Origin of the sequence: Microbacterium sp. NPDC064584 (genome assembly GCF_040687315.1) — a bacterium.
GTDB lineage: Bacteria > Actinomycetota > Actinomycetes > Actinomycetales > Microbacteriaceae > Microbacterium > Microbacterium lacus.
On the sequence record NZ_JBFBMZ010000004.1, the window covers coordinates 234,083 to 247,134 of the forward strand.

At 68.4% G+C, this 13,052-nt stretch carries 10 protein-coding genes; 5 read left to right on the plus strand and 5 right to left on the minus strand.

Annotated features, from left to right (window positions below; genetic code table 11):
• Window positions 1–31 precede the first annotated feature (31 nt).
• The 3 genes from AB0P18_RS08615 to AB0P18_RS08625 all read left to right on the plus strand — a co-directional run bounded on the left by AB0P18_RS08615 (window position 32) and on the right by AB0P18_RS08625 (window position 4,197).
• Entirely contained in the window at window positions 32–667 is a 636-nt protein-coding gene (locus tag AB0P18_RS08615; protein WP_363359695.1) for a hypothetical protein, read from the plus strand.
• Between the two features lie 205 nt (window positions 668–872).
• Entirely contained in the window at window positions 873–3,047 is a 2,175-nt protein-coding gene (locus tag AB0P18_RS08620) for a DEAD/DEAH box helicase (protein WP_344052804.1), read from the plus strand.
• Between the two features lie 121 nt (window positions 3,048–3,168).
• A complete protein-coding gene (locus AB0P18_RS08625; RefSeq protein WP_344052806.1) occupies window positions 3,169–4,197 on the plus strand; it encodes an ATP-dependent 6-phosphofructokinase in 1,029 nt (342 codons plus the stop codon).
• Window positions 4,198–4,296: 99 nt separating this feature from the next.
• Here AB0P18_RS08625 and AB0P18_RS08630 read toward each other — a convergent pair whose 3' ends face one another.
• The 5 genes from AB0P18_RS08630 to AB0P18_RS08650 form a co-directional block, all read right to left on the minus strand.
• Complete coding sequence (locus AB0P18_RS08630) at window positions 4,297–5,190, minus strand: DUF559 domain-containing protein (protein ID WP_344052808.1); 894 nt, start codon at window positions 5,188–5,190, stop codon at window positions 4,297–4,299.
• A gap of 184 nt (window positions 5,191–5,374) precedes the next feature.
• The gene (locus tag AB0P18_RS08635) at window positions 5,375–5,860 is read right to left on the minus strand and encodes a hypothetical protein (protein WP_363359696.1); all 486 of its coding nucleotides are present in this window, start codon (window positions 5,858–5,860) and stop codon (window positions 5,375–5,377) included.
• Window positions 5,861–5,894: 34 nt separating this feature from the next.
• On the minus strand, window positions 5,895–7,079 hold the full coding sequence (locus tag AB0P18_RS08640; protein WP_363359723.1) for an IS110 family transposase: 1,185 nt from the start codon (window positions 7,077–7,079) through the stop codon (window positions 5,895–5,897).
• Window positions 7,080–7,475: 396 nt separating this feature from the next.
• Complete coding sequence (locus AB0P18_RS08645; RefSeq protein WP_363359698.1) at window positions 7,476–9,590, minus strand: S9 family peptidase; 2,115 nt, start codon at window positions 9,588–9,590, stop codon at window positions 7,476–7,478.
• A gap of 26 nt (window positions 9,591–9,616) precedes the next feature.
• Window positions 9,617–11,236 carry an MFS transporter gene (locus tag AB0P18_RS08650; RefSeq protein ID WP_363359699.1) on the minus strand — a complete coding sequence of 540 codons (1,620 nt, stop codon included), beginning with the start codon at window positions 11,234–11,236 and terminating at the stop codon, window positions 9,617–9,619.
• A gap of 238 nt (window positions 11,237–11,474) precedes the next feature.
• On the opposite strand from AB0P18_RS08650, the gene AB0P18_RS08655 reads away from it, so the two are divergent.
• Window positions 11,475–12,704: an inorganic phosphate transporter gene (locus AB0P18_RS08655; protein ID WP_344052816.1), complete on the plus strand. Its 1,230-nt coding sequence runs from the start codon at window positions 11,475–11,477 to the stop codon at window positions 12,702–12,704.
• On the plus strand, window positions 12,701–13,036 hold the full coding sequence (locus AB0P18_RS08660) for a peptidase (protein ID WP_344052818.1): 336 nt from the start codon (window positions 12,701–12,703) through the stop codon (window positions 13,034–13,036). Before AB0P18_RS08655 ends, AB0P18_RS08660 begins: the two co-directional genes overlap by 4 nt.
• Window positions 13,037–13,052 lie beyond the last annotated feature (16 nt).

Here is a 13,052-nt window from a genome sequence, read left to right on the forward strand (position 1 = left end):
CACGGGCGGGACAGTGCACCCCGGAGGTCCCATGTCGTCCGCTCGTTCCCGCCGCGCCACCGCCGTGGTGATCGCCGCGCTCGCGCTCGGCCTCTCGCTCGCCGGCTGCAAGCCCGAGCCCGCCACGACATCCGCGCCCGCGCCGAGCGCATCCGCGTCGCCGTCCGCCTCGGCGAATCCGACGGGGTCGCCGTCGCCCACGGCCCAGGCGGATGCCGGCATCGAACTGCCCGCCTCGTGCGAGCAGCTGTATTCGCCCGAGATGCTCGCGGCCCTGCAGGGTCGCGGTCCGCTGAACGATCCGGGCGTCACCATGACCTCGACTCAGAACGTCGCCGCGCTCGAGCTGCTCTCGTCCGGTGTCGCGACGATCCGCTGCTCGTGGGGCGTGCCCAGTGACTCCGGCATGGCCACGAACGTCACGATCCTGAGTGCCGAGCAGTCCTCGGCGCTGACCGCCGCGCTCGCCGAGGCCGGTTTCGGCTGCGGCGACGAACTCGGCGGGACCGTGTGCCGCTCCGCGCAGAGCATGATCAGTCAGGACGACCAGATCGCCGAGCTCACCGAGACCCACGTCTTCCGCGGCGACGTGTGGATCAGCAGCTACACGATCAACTTCGACGTGCCCGGCTACACCGAGGACGTCGTGGCGACGCTGTGGGGCTGATTCCCGCGGCATTCCGCTAGAGTGGATGCCGAGGATCTCGTCACCGACATGGTCGCAGCTCGCAGAAGCGAGTGCCCGTGACCCGGAGGGGTCGACATCCCGTCCCGTGTTCGTGACGGCTCGCGCCGCCCGCGGGAGCACGCCGACCTCACCGGTCCCGACCGGTCAACGCCGGACCTTTCCGGCACTCACGCTCAGGAGGAGCATGCCGACCACGGCATCTGCCGCTCAGAAGACGACGGGCTCGAGCTCGTCGCAGCGGCGCAGGAAGCCTTCATCGTCGCGCCGTGACGATGAAGCACCCATCATCCCGATCCTCGCCCGCAAAGTGCGCGAGATCGAGGCGAAGGCGCAGCGCGGAAAGCTCGGGCCGACCAATCGCGTCAAATTCCAGGTGATCGCCTTCCTCGTGCGCGAGGAGCGCGCGCGGGTCAAGGCCGACACCACGCTGGCCGACGCGGCTCGCGCCGAGCTGCTCAAGAGGCTCGACGGTGTCGCGACGATCCTCGCCAAGACCGCCGCCCGCGACACCTCGCTCATCCAGCTGCTCGAGGTCGACCAGGCCGCGAGCCCGGTCGCGCGACGGATGCGACGCGACTGGCTGCTGGAATCCGGCGCCGAGCTCGCCCCCGACGAGCTCATCATCACCGACACTGCCCCGGCCACGGCGCCCGTCGTCTCGCCCGCCCTCGCGCAGCGTCAGGTGGTGCCGCCGGCGATCGAGTCCCGCCAGATGGCGAACCCTTTCCTCGCGCCCGATCTCACCGCCCGGGCGCCGCGCGCCACGCCGCGCCGTCGTCTGGACGGCTGGGAGCTCATGGGCCCGCTGTACAAGGCGTTCGAGACGGGCGCCGGCGGAGGCCAGGCGTCCATGGAACTCCCGCCGGTACCGGAGTTCGACCGGCTCTCGCCCAAGGGCCTGGAGATCATGGTCCACCAGTCCCGCTTCCTCGAGGCCGTCCGCGAAGGGCACCGCACGTTCCTCCTCGCCGATGAGCCGGGTCTCGGCAAGACGGCGGAGTCCGTGCTCGCGGCATCCGTCGCCGATGCGTACCCGCTGCTGGTCGTCGTCCCCAACGTCGTGAAGATGAACTGGGCGCGCGAAGTGCACCGGTGGACGCCGCAGCGGCGGGCGACCGTGATCTCGGGTGACGGGGAGAGCATCGACGCATTCGCCGACGTGTTCATCGTCAACTACGAGATCCTCGACCGGCACTTGTCCTGGCTCAGCTCGATCGGCCTGAAGGGCCTCGTCGTGGATGAGGCGCACTTCATCAAGAACCTGACCTCCCAGCGCTCGCAGAACGTCCTCGCGCTCGCGGCCCGCATCCGCGAGAGCGTGCGCAACCCGCTGCTGCTGGCCCTCACCGGAACCCCGCTGATCAACGACGTCGAGGACTTCGACGCCATCTGGCGCTTCCTCGGGTGGACCGACGGTGAGAAGCCGGGCCCGGCGCTGATGGAGAAGCTCGACGAGAGCGGCCTGACCCCGGCCGACAAGGCGTTCTACCCCGAGGCGCGCGACGCGGTCATCTCGATGGGCATCGTCCGTCGCAAGAAGAAGGACGTCGCTGCCGACCTGCCCGACAAGCTGATCGCCGATCTGCCGGTCGAGCTGGACGACGAGTACGGGCGTTCGATCCGTCAGGCCGAGCGCGAGCTCGGTACACGTCTGGCCGACCGCTACCGTCGCATCATCGATGCGCGCGGCGACCGCGGGCTCGCTCCCGGCGACGTCGACGCGGACATCATCCGACTGGTCGCGCAGAACGAGCTCGACGAGTCCAAGGCCGCCGGCACCGGCTCGGAGAACGTCTTCACGATGGTCCGGCGCATCGGTCAGGCCAAGGCCCTCCTCGCGGCGGACTACGCCGTACAGCTACAGCGCTCGGTGGGCAAGGTCGTCTTCTTCGCCAAGCACATCGACGTGATGGACGCCGCGGAGGCGCATTTCGCCGCGGCGGGACTGCGCACGGTGTCGCTGCGTGGAGACCAGTCCAGCACCGCGCGCCAGCAGGCGATCGACGACTTCAACAACGACCCCGACGTGGGCATCGCGGTCTGCTCGCTCACTGCGGCCGGCGTCGGCGTCAACATGCAGGCCGCCTCGAACGTCGTGCTCGCCGAGCTGTCGTGGACCGCCGCCGAGCAGACGCAGGCGATCGACCGGGTGCACCGCATCGGTCAGGACGAGCCGGTCACGGCGTGGCGGATCATCGCCGCGCACACGATCGACACGAAGATCGCCGAGCTGATCGACTCGAAGCAAGGACTCGCGCAGCGCGCGCTCGACGGCGACGCCGTCGACCCGCAGTCCAGCGACTCCGTGCAGCTGTCCGCGCTCATGCACCTGACCAGGCAGGCGCTCGGCGCGGAGTGAGGCGAACGGATGCCGGACCCCGCCGTGTGGCAGGGTCCGGCATCCGCCGCTAATGTCGGGTGAGGCAGCGTCGCCGATTCGTCCCACGACAGCCCGTAGCACCCGAAGCAAGGACCCCCCCATGAAGATCGGCATCCTGACCAGCGGCGGAGACTGCCCCGGACTGAACGCGGTCATCCGCGGCGTGGTCCTGAAGGGCACCACCGCCTACGATCTCGAATTCGTCGGCATCCGTGACGGCTGGCGCGGCGTGGTGGACGGCGACTTCTTCCCCCTGACCCGCCACGAGGTGAAGGGCCTGTCGAAAGTCGGCGGCACGATCCTCGGGACGAGTCGAACGAACCCCTACGAGGGCACCCGTGGAGGCGCGGAGAACATCGCGAAGACTTTGTACGGGCACCGCCTCGACGGCATCATCGCGATCGGCGGCGAGGGAACCCTGGCGGCGGCCGACCGGCTGTCCAAGGACGGCATCAACGTGATCGGCGTGCCGAAGACGATCGACAACGACCTGCGGGCCACCGACTACTCGTTCGGATTCGACACGGCCGTCAACATCGCCTCCGAGGCGATGGACCGTCTGCGCACGACCGGAGATTCGCACCAGCGCTGCATGGTCGCCGAGGTCATGGGCCGCCATGTCGGCTGGATCGCGCTGCACGCCGGCATCGCCGCGGGCGCGCACGCGATCCTCATCCCCGAGGTGCCCCTCACGATCGACGACGTCTGCGAGCTCGTCACGAAGGCGCACGACCGTGGTCGTGCCCCACTCGTGGTGGTCTCGGAGGGCTTCAAGCTCGCCGGAATGGATGAGGCCTTCAGCGACAAGGGGCTGGACGCGTTCAACCGACCTCGACTGGGCGGCATCAGCGAGGTGCTGGCGCCCGAGATCGAGCGGATCACGGGTATCGAGACCCGCGCGACCGTCCTCGGCCACATCCAGCGCGGCGGTTCGCCGTCCGGCTTCGACCGGGTGCTGGCCACACGCCTCGGGCTCGCCGCCGCGGACGCGGTGGTCGCCGGTGCGTGGGGGCAGATGGTCTCGCTCAAGGGCACGGACATCGTGCGCGTGCCCTTCGCCGACGCCCTCGGCGAGCTCAACACCGTGCCGCTGTACCGCTACGAAGAGGCTGCCGCGCTGTTCGGCTGAGCCGACCCGGGCGCCGACCGCGCGGCATCCGCTTCTCGAAAACAGGTGTTTCGGCGGAGCCAGGTGGATCGGGGACTGGTTCTACCTGTCCTGGTCGCTTCACCTGTTCTGAAGCCCCCGCTGGCGGTGAAGACCCTGCGCCACAGCCATGAGCACCGTGTCCCGTACCGCGCTCCACTGGAAGAGGATCTGGTGGTAGTCGAAGCGCAGCACGACGTAGCCGCGGGCCACGAGTCGGGCGTCCGCCTCGATGTCGCGTCGGCGGTCTGCCGGCGAACTGTGGTGGGCGAACCCGTCGATCTGGAGGACGAGCGACTCGCCGATCAGTCCGTCGACCGGGTGACCGTCGATCCACACCTGCTGGACCATCGACACGCCGGCGGCAGCGAGGCCATGCAGGGCGATGGTCTCCAGCCCTGAGTCGGAGAGCGATGACGCCACCGCGGCCAGTTCCGAAGCGTCTTGACGGCGCCACGCGACGCGCCGAAGGAGTGCGGCGTCGGTGACCTTCTTGCGAATCGCAGACTCCCATACGGCGATCGCGTCGCGCCGGGGGAGGCACTGAGCCACATGGAAGAGCACATTCAGGATGCCGTCCTCGTTCGCATTGCGGCCCACCGGTGCCGGGCCCGCTCCCCAGTGCAGGTGCAGCCCGTGGGGGCTGAGGCGCGACGCCGTGCCGTGCACCGCGACGTGTGTCGGGGTCTCCGGGGTTCTCGACGAATCAGGAACCCACAGGCCGCGCAACGCCGCAGCGCTCACGCACGTCAGCCGACCGCCGACGGACGCGGCATCCACCCGCCGACGATCGCAGTCCTTCGTCACGATCCAGGACCTGCGGATCCGCCGTGCCTCCCCACTCGCCACGGCCTGCGCGATCACGGCCGCTCGCCAGCCGGATGCCTTCAGATCCGATGAGTGCGCGACGCCGTCGCGTTGCCGCAGCCACGTGAGCATCCGTTCGAGGTCCGCGGAAACGTGGGGGGTCGGCATCCGCTCATCATGCCGACCAGGACGAGGGCCGACACGGCGGCGAAAGGATCTGTGGGGGACTCGCAGCGCAGGCCCGCTGGGGAGGAGCGGACGGGTCGCGCGGTCGCGGGGCGGCTCGCGCGGTCGCGGGGGGGGGTGCCCCTATGTCTTTCGTCAAGTGACGGAGCATCGCCCGGGGCTTCCGTCACGCGCGCCGGTCTGCGCGCTTCGCTGTCTCCAGGCCGTAGTTCTCGTTCCAAACCTGTGGGTGAGTTGACCGATCGACCCATCGCAGAGAGTAGATGTTGTCGCGGATTTGGAATGAACCGGCCAGAAGCGCGTCGAACGCGGAGGGGTCTCCGATTTCGATGCCATCTTCGTAGGGAGCATCGCCTGCGCTGATGCGCCTGTCCTCGACTTCGGGATCAAAGATCATCAACCAGTCGACGCACCAGACTGGGTTGGTCCATCTGGGCCGCCACCACGGGCCCGAGATCGTGAAGTACGGCTCGAGTTTGACGGAGAGGAAGCCCGCCCGCTCGTCCGCGAGGAAGGCCTCGGCCACTGCCTCGCGGAAAGGTTCGAAGCGGGGATCCAACGGCGGGATCGGGTCCTTTGCAGGTCGGAACAGCATCACAGGATCAGTTTGCCCTGCGTCGTGGTGTCGAACCGCGTACGAATTCAGCGCCACGGATCGGCGCCTTCTTTGACCCAACTGATGAAGCTCAGGCAGCCGGTTGGTAGAGGGTGCCGTCGCGGAGCATGGCGTAGAGGACGTCGGAGCGTCTCCGGGCGAGGGCGAGGAGTGCTTGATTGTGACGTTTGCCTTGGGTGATCTTGCGGTCGTAGTAGGCGCGGGATTTGGGATCGCGGAGTGCAGCGAATGCGGAGAGGAACATCGCGTTCTTGAGGATCTTGTTCCCGCGCCGTGATGAGTACTCGCCGCGGATGGATGACCCGGATCGTCGGGTGACCGGTGCGAGGCCGGCGTAGGCGGCGAGGTGCCCCGGGGTCGGGAAGTGTTTGCCTGCGACTTCGGTGAGGAGTCTGGCTGCGGTCCTGACGCCGACTCCGGGCATGCTCGTCAGGACGGGTTGAAGAGGGTGCGCATCGACCAGCTTCTCGACCTCCGCCGCGACCTCGTCGCGCTGCTTCCGCAGGGTCGCGAGCTGTGCGGCGAGCCGTGGGACCACGAGCGCGGCCGCGTTCGTGCCGGTGACGACGACTGTCTGTTCGCCGAGCGCCACGACGATCTCGTGCGCCCATTCCCGACCCTTTCGGGGCGCGAGTTTCAGCATCCGCGCCGCGATCCGCTTCTCCCCGGCCGAGCGCAAATCGTGCGGCGACGGCCAGCGTTGCAGCAGATCGAGAATGGCGGGGTGATCGAGCCGTGGCCCGATGGCGCGTTCCAGCGCGGGGTGGATCTGGGTCAGGAGTCCTCGGACGCGGTTGCCGACTTGGGTGATCTGGGCGGCGAGGTCGTCGTCGAATCCGCAGAGCATGGCGAGCTCGGCGACCTGCTCGTCGGTGACATGGATCGACCGCAAGGTGTGCGGCATGGTCCGCGCGGTCTCCGCGATGATCGCCGCGTCTCGCGCGTCGGTCTTCGCTTCGCCTGGGTGGAGGTCGGCGATGCGCCGCATCGCGAGCCCCGGGAGATATCCGACTAGCGCTCCGGCCGCCTGCGCGACCGCGATCGGCAATGCACCGATCGTCGCGGGTTGATCCACGATCAACAGCACGACGCCGTGCTTCTGCAGGTCGGCGAGCACCGCGCGGAGACGCTGCTCGTCGTTAGGTAGCGCACGGTCGTAGAGCTTCCTTCCGGTGCGGTTGAGGGCGACTGCGTGGTGCTCGCCTTTGCCGACGTCGAGTCCGACGAACACGTCGACCTGGTCGTAGTTCTCGATCTGTGTGACCACCGCTCCTCCGCTCGTTCGGGTTGACAGCTGCGACGGTGCGTCTCGGCATCCACGTTACGAACGACCTCGAGCGTGCTCGGGCCTGGCCCCTATCAGCGATCACCCACCGCCAACCAGGCCCGGTGACAACACCCCCCGGATCATCGAGGACAGGGGGGACCAATCATGCCGAGCCCGGCAGGCTGTCACCGTCCAGCATGCTCACCGAACGGCTACGAAGAAGGTAACGGGGGGGCTCGCACGCTCGCGGGGTCGGCTCGCACGGTCCCAGAACAGGCGTTTCGGCGAACGCATGCTGATCAGCGGAGCAACATCCTGCGTAGGCCGAAACACCTGATCTGGGTGTGGGCGCGCACGGGCGAAACCGTGGGTGGATGCCGCGGGTCAGGCGTCGGCGGCGCCCACGACGTCCAGCAGCCACGCGAGCTCGAACGCGCGCTCGCGCCACGCGTTGTAGCGCCCGCTGACGCCGCCGTGTCCGGCGACCATCTCGCACTTCAGCAGCGCATCCGCGCCGACCTCCCGGAGCCGGGCGACCCACTTCGCAGGCTCGACGTACATCACGCGGGTGTCGTTGAGGGAGGTGACCGCGAGGATGCGGGGATAGGTGACGTCGCGGACGTTCTCGTAGGGCGTGTACGACTTCATGTACGCGTAGACGTCGGCGTTGTGCAGGGGGTCGCCCCACTCGTCCCACTCGATCACCGTGAGCGGCAGCGAGGGGTCGAGGATCGTCGTGAGGGCGTCCACGAACGGCACATCGGCCAGGATGCCGGCGAACAGGTCGGGGGCGAGATTCGCGATCGCGCCCATGAGGAGCCCACCCGCCGATCCGCCCTCGGCGACCAGCTGCTCGGGAGTGGTGTAGCCCTCGGCCACCAAGTGACGCGCGCAGTCGACGAAGTCGGTGAACGTGTTGCGCTTGTGCAGGAGTTTGCCGTCCTCGTACCACTGGCGGCCCATCTCGCCGCCGCCGCGGACGTGCGCGACCGCGAAGATGACACCGCGGTCGAGCTCGGAGAGTCGGGGGACGGAGAAGCCCGGCTCGATCGAGTGCTCGTACGACCCGTACCCGTACAGGTGCACCGGACGCGCGGCCGTGCCGGCCTCGCCGAATGAGCGCTTCCACACGAGGGAGACCGGGATCTGCGTGCCGTCCTGCGCGGTCGCCCACACGCGCGCCTGTGCATAGTCGGCACTGTCGTAGCCGCCGAGCACCGGCTGACGCTTGCGCAGGAGCAGCTCGCCGGTCGCGACGTCGTAGTCGAACACCGTCCCCGGCGTGATGAACGAGCCGTATCCGATGCGGATGAGCGGCGGAGCCCACTCCGGGTTGCCTCCCGAGCCCACCGAGTACAGCGGCTCGTCGAATTCCAGCTCGGAGATCGAGCCGTCGCGGTAGGACAGCATCCCGAGGCGTGCCAGACCCTCGCGGCGATAGCCGAGCACGGCCCAGTCCCGGAACGTGGACACACCGAGCAGTCGGTGGCCCGGCTGATGGGGCACGACGACGTCGCGCGGGCCGGTGGGGTCGGATGCCGACACCTTCACGAGTTCGAAATCGAGGGCGCCGTCGTTGTGCAGGATGAAGAGCACGTCTTCGCCGTCGATGACGGCGTGCGACGAGTCGTATTCGACCCCCTCCGTGCGCGGCCACACCAGGCGTGGCGCGGAGCGCAGGTCGTCGGCATCCACGAGCCATTCCTCGGAGGTGATCGATGACCCCATGCCGATCACGAGGTAGCGGTCGCTGCGGGTGAACCCGGCGCCGAGCCAGAACCGTTCGTCCGGTTCGTGGAAGAGCTTCACATCGTCTTCGACGGGCGTGCCGAGCTCGTGCAGCCACACGGTGTCGGGGCGCCACGCGTCATCGACGGTGGTGTACACGATGAACCGGCCGTCGGGGGAGAAGGTCGCACCGGCGAACGTGTCCGGAATCACGTCGGGCAGCTGCTCGCCGGTCACGAGATCGCGTACCCGCACGGTGTAGCGCTCATCCCCGGCGACGTCGACCCCGTACAGCATCCGGTCGCCGGCGGTGGTCACCTCGAAGCTCCCGAGCGAGAAGAACTCCTCGCCCTCGGCTTCGACGTTGCCGTCGAGGAGGACCTGCTCGCCCGGAACCGGGGTATCGGGGGAGAGGACGGGCGGGGTCCAGTCGTCGGGCGAGGTCAGCGGTGCCCGGCACTGGATGCCGTACTGGCTGCCCTCGACCGTGCGGCCGTAGTACCACCAGTCGCCGCGGCGCGTCGGCACCGAGAGGTCGGTCTCGAGCGTGCGTCCCTTGATCTCGCCGAAGATGCGCTCCTGGAGCGGGGCGAGGTGCGCCGTGCGGTCCCGCGTGTACGCGTTCTCCGCTTCCAGATGCGCGATGACCTCCGGGTCCTCCTTCGCGCGGAGCCATTCGTATGCGTCTTCCACGTCGTCGCCGTGGTGCCGGCGGACGATGGGCTTGCGGGGGGCGACGGGCGGAAGGGCGGAAACGGCGTCGGTGGTCACCGCTCCACGCTAGCCGAGGGCGCCGCTCACGCCTTCTTCGCAGCCGTTTCGCGGGAAGCTCTGACCGGCGCCTCGTTCGGGATGCCGCGCGAGAGCAGCAGCGAGAGCACGGCGAACAGGATGAGACCGAACAGCGCGACCCGCAGCGCGGACAGCTGGGCGTCTGTGTAGATCTGCTGCAGCTGGCTCGCCTCGTCGCTCGTGAGTCCCGCGTCGGTGCCGATCTGCTCGACGCTCGCCGCCGGCACGATCTCCACGCCGCCGGAGGTCTTCTGACTGATCGTGGTCTTGACCGCATCAGGCAGCGAACTCTGGGCGACTCCGCCCGCGAACGACGTCGCGAGCGCACCGATCAGGATCGATCCGATCAGCGCGGTTCCGAGCGACGAGCCGAGGTTCTGGAAGACGCCCTGCAGGCCGCCGACCTCGCTCGTGTCCTTGATCGTGACCGCCGACATGTTCACGTTGCCCAGCTGCGAAGCGAGGAGGCCGAGGCCGCCCCCGGCGAAGAACATCCCGGCCGCGAACGCGATGCTCGCGAGCTCCGGGTCGACGGCGGTCAGCAGCAGCAGGGCGCTCGCGACCAGGATCCACTGCCCGACCCGCACGATCCGCCGCGGGGACCAGCGGGCGGACAGGCGCGTCCCGAGGATCGAGAACACGATGAGGGCGATCGACAGCGGGAAGATCCGGATGCCGGTCTCCAGCGCATCGAGTCCGAGGGTCATCTGCAGGTAGACCGGGACCATGAAGAAGAGCCCGGCGGTGATCGCGTACTGGGCTCCCAAGACGCTCAGCCCGCTGCGCAGCTGCCGGAGGTTCAGCAGCTCGACGTGCAGGAGCGGTTCGCGGCCCTTCGCGACCAGGTGGCGCTGGCGGGAGAAGAACAGCACGAGCAGCACGGCGCCGACCACCATGAACCACGCCGACAGGGAGATGCCCAGGGGTTCGATGGCCACGCCTCCGATCACGGGGGAGTTGAGGGGGATGATCCATCCCCACGTCTTGCTCTGCAGCATGCCGAAGACGATGCCGACGAGACCCGCTGCCGACAACAGGACGCTCAGCACATCGATGCGCACGGCCTTGCGCGGCGAGGTCTCGGCGATCTTCCGCGCGAACAGCACGACGAAGAACATGATGACGACCTCGGCGGCGAACACGTAGCGCCAGCTGAAGTACGTCGTCACGAAGCCGCCGATGAGGGGACCGGCGGCGACCGCGGCGCCGGAGACCGCACCGATCGTCGCGAAGGCCGTGATGCGGTCCTTGCCCGAGTAGTTGTCGGCGATCAGGGCCGCGACCGCGGGGATCACGAGCACCGCTCCGAGGCCTTCGATCACGGACCAGCCGAGGAAGAGCACCGCCATGGACGGGCTCAGCGCCGTCGTGAGGGATCCGATCGCATAGACGATCGAGCCGACGATCAGGGCGCGCTTGCGGCCCCAGATGTCACCGAGCTTGGCGCCCAGCAGCATCGTCGCCGCCATCGTGAGCGTGTAGAACGTGATCGCGCTCTGCATCGCCGTCACGCTGCTGTCGAGATCCTTCACCACGGTCGAGATCGACACGTTCATCACGGTGCCGTCCAGCACCATCACGAACTGCGCCGCGCCCAGCACGAGCACCACGAACCACTTCTTCATCGCCGGCATCCGCTCCCGACCCCGCCGAGGCACGGGATCGTGCCCATTCAACACCCTGCGCGAGCGCCGCTTCGTCACCCCTCGCGAGTGAGAGGAGCCCTGTCGAGTTGACCGGGCGCGGGGGTGGTGTAAGGATTCTTCGTGGCCGGTTGCCGGTTCCTTAATTCGCCGTGAACTCTTCGTTCGCAACGCCGATCCCGTCGGCACCCCTTTCTTTCACTCTCTCGGAAAGCGAACGGTGGAGACCGCAACCCTGATCGTCGTGCTGGTCATCGTGCTGGCCCTCTTCTTCGATTTCACCAACGGCTTCCACGACACGGCCAACGCGATGGCGACGCCGATCGCGACCGGAGCCCTCAAGCCCAAGATCGCCGTGCTGCTCGCGGCGATCCTGAACCTCGTCGGGGCATTCCTGTCGACCGAGGTGTCCCAGACGATCTCGCACGGCATCATCCGCGAAGACCAGATAAATCCGAACGCGTTCCTGCCGCTCATCTTCGCGGGCCTGATCGGCGCGATCACCTGGAACATGTTCACGTGGCTGCTGGGGCTTCCGTCCAGTTCGTCGCACGCCCTCTTCGGCGGCCTGATCGGGGCGACGATCGTCGGCGCGGGCTGGATGGCGATCGATTACAGCGTCGTGCTCAGCAAAGTGATCCTCCCTGCGGTCCTCGCGCCGCTCACGGCGGGGCTCATCGCCTTCACCGCGACCCGTATCGCCTACGCCGTCACGCGTCGATACGACACCAAGCCCGATGGTCGCGACGGATTCCGCTGGGGCCAGATCTTCACGTCGTCCCTTGTCGCGCTCGCGCACGGCACGAACGACGCGCAGAAGACGATGGGCGTCATCACGCTCACGCTCATCATCGCGGGCTGGCAGAGCGGTGCTCAGACCGAGCCGCAGCTGTGGGTCATCCTCGCGTGCGGCATCACGATCGCGCTGGGCACCTACATGGGCGGCTGGCGCATCATCCGCACGCTCGGCAAGGGGCTCACCGACGTCAAGCCGGCGCAGGGCTTCTCGGCCGAGACGTCGACGGCATCGACCATCCTGGCCTCGAGCGCACTCGGCTTCGCCCTGTCGACCACACAGGTCGCCTCCGGTTCCGTGATCGGCTCGGGTCTCGGGCGGCGCGGCTCCACCGTCCGCTGGCGGACCGCGGGGCGCATCATGGTCGGCTGGCTGTTCACCCTCCCGGCGGCGGGTGCCGTCGGCGGTGTCATGGCGTTCATGGCGGCATGGCTCGGCGGGGTCGGCATCCTGATCGACGCGATCTTCGCGGTCGTCGTGATCCTCGGCATCTACCTGCTCTCGCGCCGCAACGCCGTCACGGCGGCGAACGCGATGAGCGAGGTCGCCGAGTCCGGAACCGCGGTCAACGTCACCCACAACCCTCCGCCCACACGTCGCCAGCGCGCCGCGCAGAGGGCCGCGGAGCGTCGTCAGAAGGAGGAGGCGAAGTGAGCATCTCCATCGACTGGTTCGCCTTCGTGCAGGTCTTCCTCGCGGCGCTTCTCGCGACCGTGCTCGTCGTCGGCTTCTACTCGCTCGGTCTGAGGCTCCTGGTGCGCGCAGGTCGCGTCCCCGTCGTCGCGCCCGCGGAGTTCACCGACGCCATCACGGTCGTGACCGAGAAGGAGCAGAAGCGGGCGGCGAAGGCGGCGGCGAAGGCGGCGAAGAAGAACCCGCTGACACCGGCGGAGCGGCAGATCGCGGCGATCGGCGCCTACTTGTCCTTCGGGCTGTGCGGTCTCGCGGTCCTCGGCGGACTTCTGCTCATCGTCTTCAACCACTGAGCGGCGTCGGGCACCG

What these genes read in the sequence shown, in the direction of transcription:
- AB0P18_RS08615 (WP_363359695.1), top strand. Translation starts at nt 32, where the DNA reads ATGTCGTCCGCTCGTTCCCGCCGCGCCACCGCCGTGGTGATCGCCGCG.
- AB0P18_RS08620 (WP_344052804.1), top strand. Translation starts at nt 873, where the DNA reads ATGCCGACCACGGCATCTGCCGCTCAGAAGACGACGGGCTCGAGCTCG.
- AB0P18_RS08625 (WP_344052806.1), top strand. Translation starts at nt 3,169, where the DNA reads ATGAAGATCGGCATCCTGACCAGCGGCGGAGACTGCCCCGGACTGAAC.
- AB0P18_RS08630 (WP_344052808.1), bottom strand. Translation starts at nt 5,190, where the DNA reads ATGCCGACCCCCCACGTTTCCGCGGACCTCGAACGGATGCTCACGTGG.
- AB0P18_RS08650 (WP_363359699.1), bottom strand. Translation starts at nt 11,236, where the DNA reads ATGAAGAAGTGGTTCGTGGTGCTCGTGCTGGGCGCGGCGCAGTTCGTG.